Below are 19,631 nucleotides of genomic sequence, written 5' to 3' on the forward strand. Positions count from 1 at the left end.
GCCCGCGCCTCAGTCGAGCGGCACGCGCAGCAGTTGCGCGCACGCGTGGGCGGCGGCGACGGCTTCGTCGCGCGTCTCGGCCGTGAAGTTCACGTGGCCCATCTTGCGGCCGACGCGCGCTTCTTCCTTGCCGTACAGGTGCAGGTGCGCGGCCGGCATCGCGGCGACCGTGTCCCACGGCGGCGTGACGGCCTCGGCCGCCGCGCCGTCGGGGAACCACACGTCGCCGAGAATGTTCAGCATCGCGGCCGGCGAATGCTGGCGCGGATTGCCGAGCGGCATGCGCGTCATCGCGCGCACCTGCTGCTCGAACTGGCTCGTCGCGCACGCATCGACCGTGTAGTGGCCGGAGTTGTGCGGGCGCGGCGCCATTTCGTTCGCGACGAACGAACCGTCCTCCAGCACGAAGAATTCGACGCACAGCACGCCGACGTAGCCGAGCGTATCGGCGATCCGGATGGCCGCCTGCTGCGCTTCCTCGACGCGCGCCGCATCGGCGGCCGGCGCCGGCACGACCGTCAACGCGAGGATGCCGTTGTGATGCACGTTCTGCGCGAGCGGGAACGCGGCCGAACGGCCGTCCGCGCCGCGCGCGATCAGCGCCGACACTTCGTATTTCAGCGGCAGGCGCTTCTCCAGCACGCACGGCACGCCGCCGAGCGCGGCATGCGCGTCGCGTGCTTCCTGCGCGGTGGCGACGCGCACCTGGCCCTTGCCGTCGTAACCCAGGCGGGCCGTCTTCAGGATGCCCGGCAGCACGGCGCCGAGCGCGGCATCGTCGAGCGCGGCGAGCGCCGCCGCCGATTCGATCACGACGTGCGGCGCGACCGGCACGCCCGACGCCTCGATGAAACGCTTCTCCGCGATCCGGTCCTGCGCGACGGCGACACAGCGGCCGGCCGGCGCGACGAACGTCGTGCGCGCGAGGAAATCGAGGCTCGCGGCCGGCACGTTCTCGAACTCCGTCGATACGGCCTCGCACAGGTCCGCCAGTTCGGCGAGCGCGGCTTCGTCGTCGTACGCCGCGCGCAGGTGGCGATCGGCGACCGCGCCGGCGGGGCTCGTCGGATCGGGATCGAGCACGGCGACGCGATAGCCCATCGACTGGGCGGCAAAGCAGAACATGCGGCCGAGCTGGCCGCCGCCGACCATGCCCAGCCACGCGCCGGGCAGGATCGGGGAAACGGAATCAGGAGTTGCGGTCATGTCAGTGGTCGGTCGCGGCGGAACGCGGAAATGCCCGCCGCAGTGGGAAAATCCGGCGCCGGCCGCGTCGTGCGGCCGCGCGCCATGCCGTCATTCCAGCGGCGGCAGCACCATCGCATGCGCGGCTTCGTTCTGGCGCACGCGGAACGCGGCGAGCCGGTTCGCGTAGTCGACCGAGTGGCCGGACAGGATCGACACCGCGAACAGCGCGGCATTCGCGGCGCCGGCCTCGCCGATCGCGAACGTCGCGACCGGCACGCCCTTCGGCATCTGCACGATCGAGTGCAGCGAATCGACGCCCTTCAGGTACTTGCTCGCGACCGGCACGCCGAGCACGGGCACCGTGGTCTTCGCGGCCAGCATGCCGGGCAGGTGCGCGGCGCCGCCGGCGCCCGCGATGATCGCGCGCAGCCCGCGCTCGCGCGCCTTCTCCGCATAGTCGAACATCTCGTCGGGCATCCGGTGCGCGGACACGACCTTCGCTTCGTACGGCACGCCGAATTCCTGCAGGATGGCGACCGCATGCTTCATCACGTCCCAGTCGGAACTCGAACCCATCAGCACGCCGATGAGCGGCGCGCTGTGCGTGTGGGCGGTCTGGATTTCACTCATTTCGTACGTTCCTTCTGTCAGGCGAGCGACTGGCCCGTGATGCGCTCGAGCGCTTCCTGGTACTTCGCGGCCGTCTTCTCGACGACGTCGGCCGGCAGCGCCGGCGCCGGCGCCGTCTTGCCCCACGGCTGCGCCTCGAGCCAGTCACGCACGAACTGCTTGTCGAACGACGGCGGATTGGTGCCGACCTGGTACTGGTCGGCCGGCCAGAAGCGCGACGAATCGGCGGTCAGCACTTCGTCCATCAGGTACAGCTTGCCGTGGTTGTCGAGGCCGAATTCGAACTTCGTGTCGGCGATGATGATGCCGCGCGTCGCCGCGTAGTCGGCCGCTTCCTTGTACAGGCGGATCGAGATGTCGCGGATCGTCGCGGCCAGCTCGGTGCCGATGCGGCGCTCGGTTTCCTCGAACGTGATGTTCTCGTCGTGCTCGCCCATCTCGGCCTTCGCGGCCGGCGTGAAGATCGGCTCGGGCAGCTTCTGCGCGTTCTGCAGGCCTTCCGGCAGCTGCACGCCGCACACGGCGCCCGACGCCTGGTATTCCTTCCAGCCGCTGCCGGCCAGGTAGCCGCGCACGACCGCTTCGATCATGATCGGCTCGAGGCGCTTGACGACCACGCCGCGGCCCTTCACCTGCTCGACCTCGTCGGCCGCGACGACCGCTTCCGGCGCGTCGCCCGTCAGGTGGTTCGGCACGATGTGCGCGAGCTTGTCGAACCAGAAGTTGGCCATCTGGTTCAGCACGCGGCCCTTGTTCGGAATCGGCTCGCCCATCACCACGTCGAAGGCCGACAGGCGATCGGTCGTGACGATCAGGAGCTTGTCGTTGCCGACCGCGTAGTTGTCGCGAACCTTGCCGCGACCGAGGAGCGGCAGCGAGCGGAGCGTGGATTCGTAAAGGGTAGACATCGTCTTTTCGCAGATAAGGAGCCAAACAAAAAGGGAAACGCCGTTCCCCGCGGCAGGCGGGAACGGCGGTCTTGCAATACGTCGGCGAACCGGCGGGCGCAGCGCCCGGGCGGCTGCCGGCCGGCCCTCGTTCGGCCGGACGGAACGGCTGCCGGGGCCGGATCGGATCCGGCCAGCCAGGCGGCCAGCCCATGCCCGGCGGCAGAACCGGGCGGGGCAATCGTACTACAGTCTCAGCGCACGACCTGCGCGAGCGCGCCCGACTTGTACTGCTCGGCGATCTTGTCGAGCGACACCGGCTTGATCTTCGCGGCCTGGCCTTCGCAGCCGAACGCGAGGTAACGGTCGACGCAGACCTTCTTCGCCGCTTCGCGCGCGGGCTTCAGGTAGTCACGCGGATCGAACTTGCCCGGGTTCTCGAACAGGTAGCGGCGAATCGCGCCGGTGATCGCGAGACGCAGATCGGTGTCGATGTTGATCTTGCGCACGCCGTGCTTGATGCCTTCCTGGATTTCCTCGACCGGCACGCCGTAGGTTTCCTTCATGTCGCCGCCGAATTCGCGGATCTCGGCCAGCAGCTCCTGCGGCACCGACGACGAGCCGTGCATCACGAGGTGCGTGTTCGGGATGCGCGCGTGAATTTCCTTGATGCGCTGGATCGACAGGATGTCGCCCGTCGGCTTCTTCGTGAACTTGTACGCGCCGTGCGACGTGCCGATCGCGATCGCGAGCGCATCGCACTGCGTGAGCTTCACGAAGTCGGCGGCCTGCTCCGGATCGGTCAGCAGCTGCTCGCGGGTCATCGTGCCTTCCGCGCCGTGGCCGTCTTCCTTGTCGCCCTTCATCGTCTCGAGCGAGCCGAGCACGCCGAGTTCGGCCTCGACCGTCACGCCGATCGAGTGCGCCATCTCGACGACCTTGCGCGACACGTCGACGTTGTACTCGTACGACGCGACCGTCTTGCCGTCGGCTTCGAGCGAACCGTCCATCATCACGCTCGTGAAGCCGCTGCGGATCGCGGCCATGCAGACCGCCGGCGACTGGCCGTGATCCTGGTGCATCACGACCGGGATGTGCGGATACGATTCGACCGCTGCTTCGATCAGGTGGCGCAGAAACGGCTCGCCCGCATACTTACGCGCGCCGGCCGATGCCTGCATGATCACGGGCGCGCCGACCTGGTCCGCCGCCGCCATGATCGCCTGAACCTGCTCCAGATTGTTCACGTTGAAGGCCGGCAGGCCGTAACCGTGCTCTGCCGCGTGGTCCAGCAATTGACGCATTGATACGAGAGGCATTGTGGAACTCCTTGGAATGAAAACCGGTGCGCCCTGACGCCGGCGCGGCGCTCGCTCCCGGCTGAACCGGGACGGCGCGGCGCGGCTGAGCGTCGAATAGCCGCATTTTATCGCGAAGCGCCTCCGATTCCGACCGCCCGGTGGCCCCCGCTCGCAATTTGTTACGTTCGCACGGCACAATCCGGCCAAAAAGGAGAAAAAAAGCCGCGCGGGGCTTCGGACCCCGCGCGGCTTGCGCGTAAAAAAACGGTGCCAGTTCGATTCCGGCCGACCCGGCCGTCGGCGCGCGGGCCGGCTCGAGAAGGCTCAGCCGGCGCTCAATAGTGCTCGCCGACCCGCACGATCTTCAGCGTGTTGGTGCCGCCCGCCTGCCCCATCGGCTCGCCGACGGTCAGCACGACCATGTCGCCGTGCTGCACGTAACCCTGCTTGACGACGATCTCGAGCGCCGCCTGCAGCGCCGAATCGCGGTCGCTGTTGAAGTCGACGTGCAGCGGCGTCACGTTGCGGTACAGCGCCATCGTGCGCTCGCTGCCGACGCGCGGCGTCAGCGCGAAGATCGGCACGTGCGTGTAGTGACGCGACATCCACAGCGCGGTCGCGCCCGATTCGGTCAGCGCGATGATCGCCTTCGCGCCCAGGTGGTACGCGGTGAACAGCGCGCCCATCGCGATCGACTGGTCGATCCGCGTGAACGTGCGGTCGAGGAAATCCTTGTCCAGCTCGACTTCTTCCGACTTTTCCGCCTCGACGCACACGGCCGCCATCGTCTCGATCGTGACGACCGGATACTTGCCTGCGGCCGTCTCGGCCGACAGCATCACCGCATCCGTGCCGTCGAGCACCGCGTTCGCGACGTCGGACACTTCCGCGCGGGTCGGCACCGGCGCGTAGATCATCGATTCCATCATCTGCGTCGCGGTGATCACGAGCTTGTTCGACTCGCGCGCCATCCGGATCATCCGCTTCTGCAGCGCCGGCACGGCCGCATTGCCCACTTCCACCGCGAGATCGCCGCGCGCGACCATGATGCCGTCGGATGCGTCGAGGATGCTCTGCAGCGCCGGGATCGCCTCCGCGCGCTCGATCTTCGCGATCATCTTCGGCTTGATGCCATACGGCGCGCCCGCGATGTTCGCGAGCTGGCGCGCCATTTCCATGTCGGTCGCGTTCTTCGGGAAGGACACCGCGACGAGGTCCGCGCCGAGCGACATCGCGGTGCGGATGTCTTCCATGTCCTTCGCGGTCAGCGCCGGGGCCGACAAGCCGCCGCCCTGGCGGTTGATCCCCTTGTTGTTCGACAGCTCGCCGCCCACCTTGACGATCGTGTGGATCTCGTCGCCGAGCACGCGCTCGACGGTCAGCACGATCAGGCCGTCGTTCAGCAGCAGCAGGTCGCCCGCCTTCAGGTCGCGCGGCAGCTCCTTGTAGTCGAGGCCGACGCGCTCGTCGTTGCCGAGCTCACAGCCCGCATCGAGAATGAACGGCTGCCCCGGCACGAGCGTGGTCTTGCCGTTCTCGAACTTGCCGACGCGGATCTTCGGGCCCTGGAGGTCGGCCATGATCGCGATCTCGCGGCCAACCTTGCGGGCGGCCTCGCGCACCATTTCGGCGCGCTGGCGGTGATCGTCGGCCGTGCCGTGCGAAAAATTGAGCCGCACGACGTCGAGGCCCGCCTGCATCATCTGCAGCAGAATCTCCGGCGAACTGGAAGCCGGGCCGATCGTGGCGACTATCTTGGTGGCGCGCTGCATGAAACTCCTCATCTGGATCAAGGTGGATGCGCTGGGTGAAACGCTGCGAGAGCCGGAAGCGGCAGGCCCAGCGGCCGCCGCTCCGGGGAGCGTGCCGGTGCTGGCGCCCGGCATCGCTTTGTTCTGAATCTCGTGGTGCTGCACGGCCGCGTCGCCGGCGGCCGCCGGTGCGCGCGGGGCGGTGTTCGCCCGCGCGGGCGCGCGTGTGCGCTTGCCCGCGCCGGCCGGCTGCTCCGCTTTCGCGGAGCGCGCGGCCTTCACCCCTGCGCGCGCCGCCACGCTCAGGCCGCCCGCGTTTCGAGCACTTCCACCGCCGGCAGCTTCTTCCCCTCGAGGAACTCGAGGAAGGCGCCGCCGCCCGTCGAGATGTAGCTGACCTGGTCGTGGATGCCGTACTTCGCGATGGCCGCGAGCGTGTCGCCGCCGCCCGCGATCGAGAACGCGGACGATTTGGCGATCGCTTCGGCGAGCGTCTTGGTGCCGTTGCCGAACTGGTCGAACTCGAACACGCCGACCGGGCCGTTCCACACGATCGTGCCGGCCTTCTCGAGCTGGCTCGCGAGCGCCTTGGCCGTATCCGGGCCGATGTCGAGGATCATGTCGTCCGCTTCGATGTCGGCGACCTGCTTCACCGTGGCCGCGGCCGTCGGCGAGAATTCCTTGGCCGTCACGACGTCGGTCGGGATCGGCACCGACGCGCCGCGCTCGCGCGCTTCGTCGATGATCGCCTTCGCCTCGGCGACGAGATCGGCTTCCGCGAGCGACTTGCCGATCGACAGGCCGGCCGCAAGCATGAACGTGTTCGCGATGCCGCCGCCGACGATCAGCTGGTCGACCTTGCCGGCCAGCGACTTCAGGATGGTCAGCTTGGTCGACACCTTCGAACCCGCGACGATCGCCACCAGCGGGCGCGCCGGGTTGCCGAGCGCCTTGCCGAGCGCGTCGAGTTCGGCGGCCAGCAGCGGGCCCGCGCAGGCGACGGGCGCGTACTTCGCGATCCCGTGCGTGGTCGCTTCCGCGCGGTGCGCGGTGCCGAACGCGTCGTTCACGTACACGTCGCAGAGCTTCGCCATCTTCTGCGCGAGCTCGTCCGAATTCTTCTTCTCGCCCTTGTTCACGCGGCAGTTCTCGAGCAGCACGACCTGGCCCGGCGCGACGTTCACGCCGTTCTCGACCCAGTTCGACACCAGCGGCACGTCGCGGCCGAGCAGTTCGGCGAGACGCTTCGCGACCGGCGCGAGCGAGTCTTCCGGCTTGAATTCGCCTTCGGTCGGACGGCCGAGGTGCGACGTGACCATCACGGCCGCGCCGGCGTCGAGCGCGGCCTGGATGGCCGGCACGGACGCACGCACGCGCGTGTCCTCGGTGATGTTGCCGTGATCGTCCTGCGGGACGTTCAGGTCGGCGCGGATGAACACCCGCTTGCCGGCGAGCTGGCCGGCGGCGATCAGGTCGGTAAGACGCTTGACTTGGCTCATGTTGAACAGATTGAAGTAGTGGATGGGGAAAAGGGGTTCACGCTGGACGTGCGCGGGCTGCCGCGAAAGGGCGCCGGATGCGGCCGTGGCTGGCGGTTCGCATGACGCGCACGGGTCAAAATCTCGAACGGGCATTCTAGCCGATCCACCCGGCAGACTGACCCGTGCGGCGGCGAATTCCGCCTATTTGGGATGACGCGCCGGCAGCGACGCATTGCTGCAACGCAACAATGTGTGCGCGCAGCCGGGCGGCACGCGCCGAACCGGAACGGCACGCCATCAGAAGATCAGGCGCAGGAGGGTGAACACGAGCATCCCGACGACGATCGTGCCGAGCATGCTGCGCCGCCACAGAAACCAGCCGAGGCCGGCGAGCGCCGCGTAGAACGGATGGTTGGACAGCGCGAACGACAGCCCGGCCGGCGTTTCGAGCACATCGGGCAGCACGACGGCGACCAGCGCGGCGGCCGGCGCGTAGCGCAGCGCGCGCTGCGCGCGTTCGGGCAGCACGGTGCGCTCGCCGCCGATCAGGAACAGCGCGCGCGTGACGGCCGTGACGATCGTCATCCCGACGATGACGATCCAGATCTCGGTCGCGCTCATTCGATTTCCTTTTCATGCACGGTTTCGGTACGGATGCGCCGCCAGTCGGCCCGCTCGACGAAGAAATCGGCCGTGCAGCCGGCCGCGAGCGCGGCGAGCACCGCAAGCGGCAGCGCGAGCCGGTACGGCAGGTCGAACGCGATCAGCGACACGATGCCCGCCACCGCGACGGCCGCGAGCGTCGAGCGGTTCGCGACCGCCGACACCATGATCGGAATCAGCGCGAGCGTGCCGGCGAGTTCCAGCCCCCAGCTCGCGGGAAAGACGCTCGCGAGCAGGATGCCGGCGAGCGACGACACCTGCCACGACGCCCAGCTCGCGAGCGCCATCCCCCAGAAATACGCTTCCTTGCCCGGCACGCGGCCGTACGCGAAGCCCTGTTTCTGGAACAGCAGGTAGATCACGTCGCCGTTGAAATAGCCGATCGCGAGACGCCGCCACAGCGGCAGGTAGGAGAAATGGGGCGCCAGCCCGGCGCTGAAGATCACGAAGCGCAGGTTGACCATCGCGGCCGTGAGCAGCACGGTCCAGATCGGCAGCTTCGCCGCGAGGAGCGGCAGCACGGCGAGCTGCGACGAGCCCGCGTAGACGAACAGCGACATCGCGCTCGCCTGCCCGAGCGTCATCACGGACTTGCTCATCGCGATGCCGGTGACGAGCCCCCAGGACAGGATCGCCATCAGTGTCGGGGAATAGTCGCGCGCGCCCTGAATCAGCGCGAAGCGGTCGGTGGCGGACAATCGAGCGAGCATGGGAAAGCGGGCCGCGGCGGGCGGTTCGTCGGGACGCCGGCGCCTCCTGCCGGTGCGGCCCGTCGTTATTGGAATCGGTACCGGACGATTATAGCGCCGGCTCCGTGCCGTCCGACCGGATCGCCCCCAAATGACGCTAAAATAAGCGTCTTTCCGGCTCAACGCTGCACACCACCCGCAGCACATCACCGCTTCCAGGAGAATCGTATGTCAATGGCCGACCGCGACGGCAAGATCTGGATGGACGGCAAGCTGATCGACTGGCGCGACGCCAAGATCCACGTCCTCACCCACACGCTGCACTACGGCATGGGCGTCTTCGAGGGCGTGCGCGCGTACAAGACGGCCGACGGCGGCACCGCGATCTTCCGCCTGCGCGAGCACACCAAACGTCTGCTGAATTCGGCGAAGATCTTCCAGATGGACGTGCCGTTCGACCGCGAAACGCTCGAAGCCGCGCAACTCGCGGTCGTGCGCGAGAACCGGCTCGAGTCGTGCTACCTGCGCCCGATCATCTGGGTCGGCTCCGAAAAGCTCGGCGTGGCCGCGAAGGGCAACACGATCCACGTCGCGATCGCCGCGTGGCCGTGGGGCGCGTACCTCGGCGAGGACGGCCTCGCGAAGGGCATCCGCGTGAAGACGTCGTCGTTCACGCGCCACCACGTGAACGTGTCGATGGTGCGCGCGAAGGCGTCGGGCTGGTACGTGAACTCGATCCTCGCGAACCAGGAAGCAACGGCCGACGGCTACGACGAAGCGCTGCTGCTCGACGTCGACGGCTACGTGTCCGAAGGCTCCGGCGAGAACTTCTTCCTCGTGAACAACGGCAAGCTGTACACGCCGGATCTATCGTCGTGCCTCGACGGCATCACGCGCGACACGGTCATCACGCTCGCGAAGGACGCCGGCATCGAGGTCATCGAGAAGCGCATCACGCGCGACGAAGTCTACACGGCCGACGAGGCGTTCTTCACCGGCACGGCCGCCGAAGTCACGCCGATCCGCGAGCTCGACAACCGCACGATCGGCAGCGGCGCGCGCGGCCCCGTCACGGAAAAGCTCCAGTCGGCGTTTTTCGATATCGTGTCTGGCAAGAACGCGAAGTACGCGCACTGGCTGACGAAGGTCTGAGCGCGCCGCGCCACCGACCGCCCCACACAAAGAGTGACAAGAGAAAGTCTCATGAGCGAAATCAAGGAAATGCCGCTGGTCGAGCTGACGGCCAAGGATCTCCCCGCCTACTGCCCGAACCCGGCCATGACGCGCTGGAACGCGCACCCGCGCGTGTTCATCGACGTGTCGCACGGCGAGGCGCGCTGCCCGTACTGCGGCACGCGCTACAAGCTGCGCGACGGCGAGGTCGTCAAGGGCCACTGAGCCCCGGCGCCGGGCCTCACGGCCCGCCGACCCGCAAGGCGGCGCAGCCGGACGCCCGGCGCGCCGCCCTTTCCCATTCTGGCAACCCGAACGCGGCGCCCGCGCGCCGTGCTTCATTACGACATCGGAAGTCGACCTGATGCGTCGAGCGCTGGTTATCGCACCGAACTGGATCGGTGACGCATTGATGGCGCAGCCGCTTTTTGCGCTGCTGAAGAAACTCCATCCCCGCATCGCGATCGATGCCGTCGCACCGTCGTGGGTCGCGCCCGTGCTCGAGCGGATGCCCGAGATCCACGATGTCCACGCGACCGATCTCGCGCACGGCAAGCTGCAGCTGCTGCGCCGCTGGCAGCTCGCGAGCGACCTGCGCGACGTCGGCTACGACGCGGCGTACGTGCTGCCGAATTCGCTGAAGTCCGCGGTGATCCCGTGGCTCGCGAACATCCCGCTGCGGATCGGCTATACGGGCGAGCACCGCTACGGGCTGCTGAACGTGCGGCACGCGAACCCCGACAAGTCGGGCGAGCGGCCGCCGATGACCACCCACTACGCGGCGCTCGCGTACGCGCCGGGCGCGAAGCTGCCCGAGTCGATGAAAACCCTGCCCGCGCCGCGCCTTGACGCCGACCTGAACGAGACGGCGCGCGTGTCCGCACGTTTCAATCTCGATACACGCAAGCCGCTCGTCGTGTTCTGCCCGGGCGCCGAATACGGCCCGGCCAAGCGCTGGCCGCCCGAGCACTTCGCGTCGCTCGCGACCATCGTCCATCAGTCGTTCCCGTATACGCAGATCGTCGCGCTCGGCTCGCAGAAGGACGCCGCGGCCGCGCAGGCGATCGCCGACCACGCGCCGAACGTGCGCAACCTGTGCGGGCAGACGTCGTTGTCCGAGGCGTGCGCGCTGATCGCGCGCGCGAACGCCGTCGTCACCAACGATTCGGGGCTGATGCACGTCGCGGCCGCGTTGCGCCGGCCGCTCGTCGCGTTGTACGGATCGACCGATCCGCGCCATACCCCTCCGCTGTCGGACCTGGCGAAGGTACAATGGTTACATCTCGAATGCAGTCCCTGCTTCGAACGCGAGTGCCCGCTCGGCCACCTGAAGTGCCTGCGCGAACTCGGTCCCGAGCAGGTATTCGGCGATTTGCGCGGCATGCTCGTCGGGCAGCGCTGACCCTGGCCGGCAGCGCCGCACGGCGCGCCGGGCAATCCGATTCACCGGTGTGCGGCGGCTCCATCCGGGCCGCCGCGCTGAATACGGCGCGCGACGCGCGCGAGAGACAACCCCGATGCCACGTTTTGCCCGCCTCTTCGAAGCCGCTGCCGATACGCTGAACGCCTACTACCAGGCCGTCGCGGATGCCAATCTCGACGCGCTGCTGGCGTTGTGGATCGACGAGGATTTCGCCAGCTGCGTATGGGCGGACGGCGAGCATCTGCACGGTCTCGACCAGATCCGCGGCGGGCTCGCCAACCGGCTCGCGACGCGCCCGGTCACGATCGAGCCGCTCGACATCCGCGTGTACGACAGCCTCGGCACGGTCGTCTATACGATCGCCGAAGCGCATCAGCAGGCCGACCTGACGGCCGAACCCGACATGGTTTTCGCGACGTACGTGATGATCCACGAACGTGGCGAGTGGCGGATCGCGCACATCCACGCGAGCCCGATTCCCGAACAGGCGGCCGGACAATTCGCCGCGAAGATCCGTCATGGGCAGGGTCCGCTGCACTGACGAAAAACGAAGCAACGCATTAGCGGGGCGATCATGAGTACGGCTTCTCCGCCCACCTCGCCGCTGACCGGGGCCCCGGCCCCCGCCGACGACACACTGCGCTATCGCGCACCGCGCTGGCTACCCAACAGCCATGTGCAAACCATCGTGCCCGCGCTGTTCGCGCGGCGTCCGGTTGTCGCCTACCGGCGAGAGCGATGGGAAACGCCCGATCACGACTTCATCGATCTCGACTGGGTCGCGCACCTCGACAGCGCGGCGCCGGCGCCCGACGCGCCGCTGTTCGTGCTGTTCCACGGCCTCGAAGGCAGCTCCGGCTCGCACTACGCGCTCGCGATGATGGCCGCCGCGCGCGCGAAGGGCTGGCACGCCGTCGTCCCGCACTTTCGCAGTTGCAGCGGCGAGATCAACCGCCAGCCGCGCTTCTACCATCTCGCGGACAGCGCCGAGGTCGACTGGATCCTGCGCCGGCTCGCCGGGCAGCATCGCGGGCCGCTGGTCGCGGCCGGCGTATCGCTCGGCGGCAACGTGCTGCTGCGCTGGCTCGGCGAGCATCGCAGCGACACGTCGATCGTGCGCGCCGCCGCCGCGATCTCGACGCCGATCGACGTGCACGCGGGCGGCCGCGCGCTGTCGCAGGGGTTCGCGATGGTCTACACGCGCAGCTTCCTGAAGACGCTGAAACGCAAGGGACTCGCGAAGCTCGAGCAGTATCCGGGGCTGTTCGACCGCGACGCGATGCTGCGGGCCGTGACGATGCGCGACTTCGACGAAGTCGTGACCGCACCGCTGCACGGCTTCGCGAACGCGGACGACTACTGGACACAGGCCACGACCCGCCCGCTGCTGCGCGCGATCGACGTGCCCACGCTGCTGCTCAACGCGCGCAACGATCCGTTCCTGCCCGAATCCGCGCTGCCGGGCGCCGCCGACGTGTCGCCGGCCGTCGAGCTCGACCAGCCCGCGCACGGCGGCCATGCGGGCTTCATGACCGGCCCGTTCCCCGGCCGCCTCGACTGGCTGTCGGCGCGGGTGTTCGGTTATTGCTCGAAATTCGTCGACCATGGATGACATCGTCAGGCAGGCGCTCGCCAAATGGCCGAACGTGCCGCATTGCACCGGCTGGCTGCTGCTCGACCGGCGCGGCACATGGCGGCTGCGCGACGACGCGGCGCAGGCGGCCGGCGAGCTCGGCTCGCCGGTCCGGCATGCGGCGCTGAACGCGTTCATCGGCCGCAACTACGCATGCGACGCGCAGGGCCAGTGGTTCTTCCAGAACGGGCCGCAGCGCGTGTACGTCGAGCTCGCCTATACGCCGTGGATCGTGCGGCTCGCCGAACGCGACGGGCAGCTCGCGCTCACCGACCAGACGGGCGCCCCGTTCGAACCGGACGCAGCCTGGCTCGACGACGGCGGCGGCGTGCTGTTTCGCGAGGCCGGCACACCCCCGCGCATCGCGGCGCTGCACGACCACGATCTCGGGCTATTCGCCGATCACGCGGATTTCGATGCCGAGCCGCCCGTGCTGCGCTGGCGCGACGACCGCACGCTGCCGCTCGGCAGCATCGCCTGTGCCGACGTGCCTGCGCGGTTCGGCTACGTCGCGAGCCCGGCGCGCCACGCATGCGACGCCGCCGGCAGCAGCAACTGACCCGCCCCGGCGCCGTCGGCGTTCGCCCCGTGGCGGCCGCTACCCGCGGCCGTTCTTCTCGTCGTCGCGCTCTTCCTTGTAGCGCGCCTCGAATTCCAGCAGCCGCGCGCCGATGATCGACTGCTCGTAGAACGACACGTCCTTCGCATCGCGCGCTTCCTTCAGTTGCCGGATCGCCGACGGCCACGCGCCGTCGAGCGCCAGTTTCTCCGCCAGCGCCCGGCGCCGCGCGAGCACGTCGCCCTTGCCGTCGCTCGCCTTCGCGAGGTAATCCCACCAGTCCGGCTGTTCGGGGTCGGCCTTCGCTTGCGCCTGGGCGAGCGTCTGCGCTTCGGCGAAACGGCGCGCGGCGAGCAGCGCCTGCAGGTGCGCGACGATCGCCGCGTGCGACGCCGGCCAGCGCCGCTGCGCGAGCGCTGAGAGCCGCACCGCGTCGTCGGTGCGGCCCGCGCGGCGGGCGATGTCGGCGGCCAGCACGTCGAGGCTCGGCGAACTCGTCGCCGGATCGTCGTCGCGCCGCTCGCGCGCATCGAACGCGCCGCGCGCCGACGCGAGCGCCTTGTCCGCCGTGTCGTACTGGCCGAGCAGCGTGTTCGCGAGCGCGATGCCGTACCAGTTCGCCGCGACGTTCGGCGCGGTGCGATCGTCGATCTCGAGCTGCATCCGCCGCGCCTCGGCCGAGATGTCGGTCGGCGCCCGGTTCTGCAGCACGCGAAGACGCGCACGCACGAACCCGTATTCGGCCGACTGGCGCGGCTGCCGGTACGGCGCGCGGCGCGCGCGATCTTCCATGTCGGCAATCCGCTCGCCGGTCAGCGGGTGCGTGCGCGCATAGGCCGGCACGCCCGCATCGCCCATCGACGCGCGGTCGAGCCGCTCGAAGAAGCCCGGCATCCCGTACGGGTCGTAGCCGGCCCCCGCGAGCAGCTGGAAGCCGACGCGATCGGCCTCCCGCTCGGCCGACCGCGAGAAGCGCAACTGGTTGTCGACCGCATACGCCTGCCCGCCCATCGCGATCGCGCTGCCGAGATCGCCGCTGCGCGCGAGCACGCCGGCCAGCACACCGAGCAGCATCGTCGCGAGCGCCGTGTAGCCGGTCTTCTCGTTCGCGCCGATCATCCGGGCGATGTGCCGCTGCAGCACGTGGCCCATCTCGTGGCCGACCACCGATGCGAGCTCCGATTCCGTCTGCGTCGTCACCACCAGCCCGCTGTTGATCCCGATGAAGCCGCCCGGCATCGAGAACGCGTTGATCTGCGGATCGCGTACCGCGAACAGGTCGAAGTCCGGCGTGTAGCCGCCGATGTAGCGCGCGGCCGCCGCGGCCGCGAGCCGCGCCGCCATCGCGTTCAGGTAGTCGCGCACGAGCCAGTCGTCGAGATAGTCGGGATCGCGCCGCACTTCGCGCATCACGCGCTCGCCGAGCCGGCGCTCGGCTCGCGGCGTCAGCGAACCGCCGGAGCCATCGCCGAGATCGGGCAGCTCCAGTGCACGCAGCGGCGCGCGCAAGCTCGCGACGGGCGCCGACGCACCGGCCGCGCCCGAGAATCGGCTCTCCGCGCCGCCGTATGTACCGAACACGCCGGTCGCGATGCCGGACGGCACGGTGGAAATCGACGTCCCGCCGCCGGCCGCCGGCTCGAGCGGTGGCGCGGATGCGCTCTGAGCATGGCCGCCCGGCGGCAGCGCGAGCGCCGCCGACAGCGACACGGCAAGCAACTGTTTGACACGCATGGCAGGATGAAAACGACGCCGTCCCGCGCGAGCGGCGCGCATCGCGGCGTTTGGTCTGAATATTCGGGTCATTGTACCGGCGCCGCGACGACTGTCCCGTGCCGCGCGTGCATCATCTGCGCCCCCGGCGACGCAGACGCCGCTGCTATGATAGGCGCCCGTCGCGAGGCTGGATCGGTTCGCCGCGTCGGCATGGGTTCCGGTACCCGGCCGATCGCGAAGCAGCGATCGACGGACGTGCGCGCGCACTCCGTTCTCACAAGAGGAAGACATGTCAGGACTCACCCATTTCGATGCCGCCGGCCATGCGCACATGGTCGACGTCGGCGACAAGCAGGAAACCCGGCGCATCGCGATCGCGCGCGGCACGATCCGGATGCTGCCGGCCACGTTCGCGCTGATCCGCGACGGCAAGGCCAAGAAAGGCGACGTGCTCGGCGTCGCGCGCATCGCGGCGATCCAGGGTGCGAAGCGCACGGCCGACCTCATCCCGCTGTGCCACCCGCTCGCGCTCACGCGCGTGGCCGTCGACTTCGAACTCGACGACGCGCTGCCGGCCGTGCATTGCGTCGTGCAGGTCGAGACGTTCGGCCGGACCGGCGTCGAGATGGAAGCGCTGACGGCCGTCCAGGTCGGGCTGCTGACCGTCTACGACATGTGCAAGGCCGTCGATCGCGGAATGGTGATCACCGACGTGAGCGTGCGGGAGAAACGCGGCGGGAAGTCGGGGGATTGGAAGGCGGAAGACGCGGCGGGCTGAACGGCCGGGCGCGGCCGGCCCGCAAATTCGAGATAAAACCGTTTATCTCATACAATTACCGGATTCCGCACGAGAGAGCGTGCGAACCAGCAAAACAGCACAACAAAGCGAGCCCTGGTGATGAATTCGCAAGCGTCAAGAAGCGCGTTGCTGGCCGGACCGGTCCAGCACCAGCGCCTCGTCAAGCTGGATACCCCGCTCGGCCCTGACGTCCTGTTGCCGCAGCGGGTCACGGGCCGGTCGCGGCTCGGACGCCATTTCGAGTTCACCGTCGATACCGTGTCGGTCTCCGACGACGTCGAACTCAAGAAACTGATCGCGCAGCCGGTCACGCTGTGGATCCAGCAGGCCGACCAATCGTACGCGCCACACCACGGCTACGTGCATGCGATCCGCCGGCTCGGATCGGACAGCGGCCTCACGCACTATCAGGTCGTTTTTGCGTCGTTCCTGCACTTCCTGAAGTTCCGCCGCGATCAGCGGATCTGGCAGGACCGGTCGGCAGACGACATCATCGCCGACGTGCTGAACCAGCACCCGCAGGCCAAGGGCCGCTTCACGTTCAAGCTCAACCAGCCGCTGCCGTCGCGCTCGTTCTGCATGCAATACGAGGACGACTGGAATTTCGTCCATCGCCTGATGGAATCGGAAGGCCTGTACGGTTTCTGGGAACAGGACGACGACGGCAAGTCGCACCGGCTCGTCATCGTCGATCGCCTCGATGCATTGCCCGCGCTGTCGCCGCGAACCGTGCGCTTTCATCACGCGGGCGCGGGCGACGAAGCCGACACGCTCGTCCAGTTCGCCGGTACGCGCACGCTGCGAAGCGTCGCGCGCACTACCCGCACGTTCGACTACAAGCAGCCGCCCACCGCGTCGAATCCGAAGGCCACTCACACGCCGACGATCGCGAACCAGGGCGACCTGCCGGGGCAACTCGAAGTCTACGAATACACGGGTGCTTACACGTATCCCGAACAGTCGCGCGGCGACCATCTGTCGAAGATCTGGATGGAGGAACAGGAATCGCACGCCAAGCGCTTTCACGGCGTCGGCGGCGTGCGACGCATGGACGCGGGACGCACGTTCGAGTTCGCCGATCATCCCGAACACGACAAGGACGATGCCGGTCAACGCGAATTCGCCGTGATCGAGACGACGTGGGTCATCGTCAACAACCTGCCCGTGGCCGACGAGTCGGCCGTTTTCCCGCACAGCCTGCAGGCCGAAATCGGCCGCCTCATGCGGGAAACCGATAACGACCTGTCGCGCGTGCGGCATCCCGACGGCAGCGAGGGCTTCTTTCAGATCCGCATCGAAGCGCAGCGCACGACGGTGCCGTTCCGCAGCCCGTTCGAGCATGCGAAGCCGCCGATGCACCTGCAATCGGCGATCGTCGTCGCCCCGCAGGGCGAAGAGGTTCACACGGACGAGCTCAACCGGGTCAAGGTCCGATTCCACTGGGACCGCTTGAACGACGGCGACGAAAAGGCGTCGTGCTGGCTGCGCGCCACGGCGTCCGATTCGGGCAATGGCTACGGCGCCGTTCACCCGCACCGCGCCGGCGAGGAAGTGCTGGTCGATTTCCTCGGCGGCGACTGCGATCGCCCGATCGTCGTCGGCAAGGTCTACAACGGCGCGACGCGTCCGCAATGGCACAGCAACGGGCTCCTGTCCGGATACCGGTCAAAGGAATATGCGGGCGCCGGCTACAACCAGCTGGTGCTCGACGACGCGACCGCACAGAACCGCGTGCACCTGTACAGCAGCCAGGCCAACACGCACTTGCACCTCGGCTACCTGATCGACCACACGGGCAACAACCGCGGCAGCTATCTCGGCAGCGGTTTCGACCTGCGTTCCGACGCATACGGCGCGGTGCGCGCGAACCGCGGGCTGTATGTGACGACGCATCCGAAGCAGGCGGCAAGCCAGCCGCTCGACGTCGACGAGACGCGGGAGCAGCTCGTGCGCGCGCAAGGGCTGATCGACGCCATGTCGCAGGTCAGCGCGCAGCATCAAGGCGAATCGCTCGACCCCGGCCACACGGCGCTGAAGCATTTCAGCGATGCGACGCAGCACAGCGTGAGCGGCAGCAGCGCCGGCGGCAGGACCGCAGGTGGCGGAACCGGCTCGGCCAATGCGTTCAAAGAGCCCGTGATGTTGTTCGGCAGCCCGGCCGGCATCGGGCTGTCCACGCAGCAATCCGCGCAATTTGCCGCGGACCAGCACATCAACCTCGTCAGCGGGCAAAGCACGCACGTCGCCGCCGGCAAATCGCTGATCGCCAGTGTCCTCGACCGGATCAGCCTGTTCGCGCAGAACGCGGGGATGAAGCTGTTCGCCGGCAAGGGCAAGGTCGAAGTGCAGGCGCAGGCGGACAACATCGAGCTGACCGCGCAGAAGGCGCTGAAGCTGATCGCCGTCACGCAATCGGTCGAGGGCGCCGCGGCGAAAGAAATCCTGCTGACGTCCGGCGGCGCTTATATCCGCATCGCGGACGGCAACATCGAGGTGCACGCGCCCGGCAAGATCGACATCAAGGGCGCGCAGCATGCGTTCAGCGGCCCCACCCACCCGTCGCAAACGATGCCGACGCTGCCGAACTCCAGCGGCAACTACGACCAGGCGTTCATCGCGCACTGGGCCGGCACCGACATTCCGGTCGCGAACACGCGGTACCAGATGTTCTCGAACGGCAAGCTGATCTCGGAGGGCGTCACCAACGCGGCAGGCGAGACGGGGCTCACGCAGAGCCACGTGCCGCACGACGTCGTCGTCAAGTTTCTGGGGAAATCGAATGGCTGACGGACAACACGACAAGGTGCTCGGGACAGGTGCGGCGATGCTCACCCCGACGGGATACCAGGATCGGCCGAAGGTGCAGATCAACATCTGCGACAAGCATGTGACGCCGGCGGCGGATTCCATCGTCGGCACGTGTCCGTTCTACTACCAGCCGCTGCACGGCGAGTACTGGGAGACGGTCGAAAAAGTCAGCAAGTCGAGCGCATGGGAAACCGTGAAGAAATTCGCGACCTCGTGGGATCCGTGGAAAGACAAGGAAGTCGCGCGCCGTCTGCTGCATCGGCGTGAAAAGTTGATCGAACTGAAGAGCACGGATTCCGACTGGTCGCGCCACGGCAATTTCATGATGCGCCATATCGGTTGCGGCCACAAACCGCCCGATTATTACGTGAGCTACGGCTATTACTATTGTTCGGATTACGGCCAGAATCTGTATCCCACTCTCACGGCAAAAGGAAAGAAATGGCTGGAAACCGCACGGTGGTGGCTGCAGCGCTATATTGAAATTGGGCTGCAACAAAACATGCAAGGGGACCAGATCGCATTCAGCAGTGCGAAGCCGGGCAACGGTGAGCTTTCGATGCAGGTGAAACGATACGAATTGGAGCTCGAAAATAACGGAGATACGTTCAAGACCTTCGCGTTCGTCACGCATCCGTTGGCTTATCTGGACGGAGGGCTGGCCGGTCTACCCGTCTCGGATCTGACCAAGATCGGCATGCGGCCAAATCTTCAGGAATGGGGCGATGGCCGGACGCTCAAGCAAGCGTGGGACGCGGGTATCCCCGTCGCCAAACAAAAGGCGCATGACTGGAGCTCGGAAGCGGTCGATCAGGTCCGTGAATGGGGCTCGGACGCGGCTAAAAAGGCACGCGAGTGGGGTTCGGACACGTCCGACGAAGTCAGCCGGGCGCTGGATCGTTTGCTAAATAAGTGACATGCCAAAACTCA

The 19,631-nt window shown here is 67.8% G+C and carries 19 protein-coding genes; 10 read left to right on the forward strand and 9 right to left on the reverse strand.

The window, feature by feature from the left end:
- Positions 1-9 precede the first annotated feature (9 nt).
- From QZM15_RS22700 to pyk, 5 genes are all read right to left on the reverse strand, one after another.
- Positions 10-1,206 (reverse strand): 5-(carboxyamino)imidazole ribonucleotide synthase, encoded by a 1,197-nt coding sequence (locus tag QZM15_RS22700; RefSeq protein ID WP_302107281.1) that lies wholly within the window; start codon positions 1,204-1,206, stop codon positions 10-12.
- A gap of 90 nt (positions 1,207-1,296) precedes the next feature.
- Positions 1,297-1,818 carry a 5-(carboxyamino)imidazole ribonucleotide mutase gene (purE, locus tag QZM15_RS22705; RefSeq protein ID WP_302107282.1) on the reverse strand — a complete coding sequence of 174 codons (522 nt, stop codon included), beginning with the start codon at positions 1,816-1,818 and terminating at the stop codon, positions 1,297-1,299.
- Between the two features lie 17 nt (positions 1,819-1,835).
- On the reverse strand, positions 1,836-2,726 hold the full coding sequence (locus tag QZM15_RS22710; protein WP_059643078.1) for a phosphoribosylaminoimidazolesuccinocarboxamide synthase: 891 nt from the start codon (positions 2,724-2,726) through the stop codon (positions 1,836-1,838).
- 233 nt (positions 2,727-2,959) lie between these two features.
- A complete protein-coding gene (fba, locus tag QZM15_RS22715) occupies positions 2,960-4,024 on the reverse strand; it encodes a class II fructose-bisphosphate aldolase (protein WP_059578563.1) in 1,065 nt (354 codons plus the stop codon).
- A gap of 317 nt (positions 4,025-4,341) precedes the next feature.
- Positions 4,342-5,778, reverse strand: a complete 1,437-nt coding sequence (pyk, locus tag QZM15_RS22720; protein WP_302107283.1) for a pyruvate kinase — start codon at positions 5,776-5,778, stop codon at positions 4,342-4,344.
- Between pyk and QZM15_RS22725 the strand changes: the two genes are divergently transcribed.
- Positions 5,777-5,905: a hypothetical protein gene (locus QZM15_RS22725; RefSeq protein WP_023476234.1), complete on the forward strand. Its 129-nt coding sequence runs from the start codon at positions 5,777-5,779 to the stop codon at positions 5,903-5,905. The genes pyk and QZM15_RS22725 overlap by 2 nt on opposite strands.
- Before the next feature lie 154 nt (positions 5,906-6,059).
- Here the strand turns inward: QZM15_RS22725 and QZM15_RS22730 are convergent, their stop codons facing one another.
- The 3 genes from QZM15_RS22730 to QZM15_RS22740 all read right to left on the reverse strand — a co-directional run bounded on the left by QZM15_RS22730 (position 6,060) and on the right by QZM15_RS22740 (position 8,611).
- Positions 6,060-7,256, reverse strand: coding sequence for a phosphoglycerate kinase (locus QZM15_RS22730; protein ID WP_006481732.1), 1,197 nt, complete (start codon positions 7,254-7,256; stop codon positions 6,060-6,062).
- Positions 7,257-7,535: 279 nt separating this feature from the next.
- Positions 7,536-7,859 carry an AzlD domain-containing protein gene (locus QZM15_RS22735; protein ID WP_059578569.1) on the reverse strand — a complete coding sequence of 108 codons (324 nt, stop codon included), beginning with the start codon at positions 7,857-7,859 and terminating at the stop codon, positions 7,536-7,538.
- Positions 7,856-8,611, reverse strand: a complete 756-nt coding sequence (locus QZM15_RS22740) for an AzlC family ABC transporter permease (RefSeq protein ID WP_059578571.1) — start codon at positions 8,609-8,611, stop codon at positions 7,856-7,858. The genes QZM15_RS22735 and QZM15_RS22740 overlap by 4 nt, the downstream gene beginning before the upstream one ends.
- Positions 8,612-8,818: 207 nt before the next feature.
- Between QZM15_RS22740 and QZM15_RS22745 the strand changes: the two genes are divergently transcribed.
- The 6 genes from QZM15_RS22745 to QZM15_RS22770 all read left to right on the forward strand — a co-directional run bounded on the left by QZM15_RS22745 (position 8,819) and on the right by QZM15_RS22770 (position 13,378).
- Complete coding sequence (locus QZM15_RS22745) at positions 8,819-9,742, forward strand: branched-chain amino acid transaminase (protein WP_011546109.1); 924 nt, start codon at positions 8,819-8,821, stop codon at positions 9,740-9,742.
- A 51-nt stretch (positions 9,743-9,793) separates the two neighbouring features.
- Positions 9,794-9,988, forward strand: a complete 195-nt coding sequence (locus QZM15_RS22750; protein WP_006482499.1) for a zinc-finger domain-containing protein — start codon at positions 9,794-9,796, stop codon at positions 9,986-9,988.
- A gap of 139 nt (positions 9,989-10,127) precedes the next feature.
- Complete coding sequence (gene waaF / locus QZM15_RS22755; protein ID WP_059578574.1) at positions 10,128-11,165, forward strand: lipopolysaccharide heptosyltransferase II; 1,038 nt, start codon at positions 10,128-10,130, stop codon at positions 11,163-11,165.
- Between the two features lie 115 nt (positions 11,166-11,280).
- Positions 11,281-11,727, forward strand: coding sequence for a nuclear transport factor 2 family protein (locus QZM15_RS22760; protein ID WP_006477934.1), 447 nt, complete (start codon positions 11,281-11,283; stop codon positions 11,725-11,727).
- Positions 11,728-11,760: 33 nt separating this feature from the next.
- On the forward strand, positions 11,761-12,798 hold the full coding sequence (locus QZM15_RS22765) for a hydrolase (protein WP_059578575.1): 1,038 nt from the start codon (positions 11,761-11,763) through the stop codon (positions 12,796-12,798).
- Positions 12,791-13,378, forward strand: a complete 588-nt coding sequence (locus QZM15_RS22770; RefSeq protein ID WP_302107284.1) for a DUF2946 family protein — start codon at positions 12,791-12,793, stop codon at positions 13,376-13,378. Before QZM15_RS22765 ends, QZM15_RS22770 begins: the two co-directional genes overlap by 8 nt.
- 39 nt (positions 13,379-13,417) lie before the next feature.
- Here QZM15_RS22770 and QZM15_RS22775 read toward each other — a convergent pair whose 3' ends face one another.
- On the reverse strand, positions 13,418-15,112 hold the full coding sequence (locus QZM15_RS22775) for a M48 family metalloprotease (RefSeq protein WP_302107285.1): 1,695 nt from the start codon (positions 15,110-15,112) through the stop codon (positions 13,418-13,420).
- A gap of 271 nt (positions 15,113-15,383) precedes the next feature.
- Here QZM15_RS22775 and moaC point away from each other — a divergent pair, with 271 nt between their 5' ends.
- The 3 genes from moaC (at position 15,384) to QZM15_RS22790 (ending at position 19,617) form a co-directional block, all read left to right on the forward strand.
- Entirely contained in the window at positions 15,384-15,872 is a 489-nt protein-coding gene (gene moaC, locus QZM15_RS22780; RefSeq protein ID WP_059643063.1) for a cyclic pyranopterin monophosphate synthase MoaC, read from the forward strand.
- A 120-nt stretch (positions 15,873-15,992) separates the two neighbouring features.
- Entirely contained in the window at positions 15,993-18,680 is a 2,688-nt protein-coding gene (locus QZM15_RS22785) for a type VI secretion system Vgr family protein (RefSeq protein ID WP_302107286.1), read from the forward strand.
- On the forward strand, positions 18,673-19,617 hold the full coding sequence (locus tag QZM15_RS22790; RefSeq protein ID WP_302107287.1) for a hypothetical protein: 945 nt from the start codon (positions 18,673-18,675) through the stop codon (positions 19,615-19,617). The genes QZM15_RS22785 and QZM15_RS22790 overlap by 8 nt, the downstream gene beginning before the upstream one ends.
- Positions 19,618-19,631: the final 14 nt, after the last annotated feature.

This window comes from Burkholderia sp. AU44665 (assembly GCF_030504405.1).
Classification (GTDB): Bacteria; Pseudomonadota; Gammaproteobacteria; order Burkholderiales; family Burkholderiaceae; genus Burkholderia; species Burkholderia semiarida.

Bases quoted from the DNA above. Each gene is read 5' to 3' on its own strand.
- QZM15_RS22700 (WP_302107281.1), bottom strand. From the start codon at position 1,206: ATGACCGCAACTCCTGATTCCGTTTCCCCGATCCTGCCCGGCGCGTGG.
- purE (WP_302107282.1), bottom strand. From the start codon at position 1,818: ATGAGTGAAATCCAGACCGCCCACACGCACAGCGCGCCGCTCATCGGC.
- QZM15_RS22710 (WP_059643078.1), bottom strand. From the start codon at position 2,726: ATGTCTACCCTTTACGAATCCACGCTCCGCTCGCTGCCGCTCCTCGGT.
- fba (WP_059578563.1), bottom strand. From the start codon at position 4,024: ATGCCTCTCGTATCAATGCGTCAATTGCTGGACCACGCGGCAGAGCAC.
- QZM15_RS22725 (WP_023476234.1), top strand. From the start codon at position 5,777: ATGAAACTCCTCATCTGGATCAAGGTGGATGCGCTGGGTGAAACGCTG.
- pyk (WP_302107283.1), bottom strand. From the start codon at position 5,778: ATGCAGCGCGCCACCAAGATAGTCGCCACGATCGGCCCGGCTTCCAGT.
- QZM15_RS22730 (WP_006481732.1), bottom strand. From the start codon at position 7,256: ATGAGCCAAGTCAAGCGTCTTACCGACCTGATCGCCGCCGGCCAGCTC.
- QZM15_RS22735 (WP_059578569.1), bottom strand. From the start codon at position 7,859: ATGAGCGCGACCGAGATCTGGATCGTCATCGTCGGGATGACGATCGTC.
- QZM15_RS22740 (WP_059578571.1), bottom strand. From the start codon at position 8,611: ATGCTCGCTCGATTGTCCGCCACCGACCGCTTCGCGCTGATTCAGGGC.
- QZM15_RS22745 (WP_011546109.1), top strand. From the start codon at position 8,819: ATGTCAATGGCCGACCGCGACGGCAAGATCTGGATGGACGGCAAGCTG.
- QZM15_RS22750 (WP_006482499.1), top strand. From the start codon at position 9,794: ATGAGCGAAATCAAGGAAATGCCGCTGGTCGAGCTGACGGCCAAGGAT.
- waaF (WP_059578574.1), top strand. From the start codon at position 10,128: ATGCGTCGAGCGCTGGTTATCGCACCGAACTGGATCGGTGACGCATTG.
- QZM15_RS22760 (WP_006477934.1), top strand. From the start codon at position 11,281: ATGCCACGTTTTGCCCGCCTCTTCGAAGCCGCTGCCGATACGCTGAAC.
- QZM15_RS22765 (WP_059578575.1), top strand. From the start codon at position 11,761: ATGAGTACGGCTTCTCCGCCCACCTCGCCGCTGACCGGGGCCCCGGCC.
- QZM15_RS22770 (WP_302107284.1), top strand. From the start codon at position 12,791: ATGGATGACATCGTCAGGCAGGCGCTCGCCAAATGGCCGAACGTGCCG.
- QZM15_RS22775 (WP_302107285.1), bottom strand. From the start codon at position 15,112: ATGCGTGTCAAACAGTTGCTTGCCGTGTCGCTGTCGGCGGCGCTCGCG.
- moaC (WP_059643063.1), top strand. From the start codon at position 15,384: ATGTCAGGACTCACCCATTTCGATGCCGCCGGCCATGCGCACATGGTC.
- QZM15_RS22785 (WP_302107286.1), top strand. From the start codon at position 15,993: ATGAATTCGCAAGCGTCAAGAAGCGCGTTGCTGGCCGGACCGGTCCAG.
- QZM15_RS22790 (WP_302107287.1), top strand. From the start codon at position 18,673: ATGGCTGACGGACAACACGACAAGGTGCTCGGGACAGGTGCGGCGATG.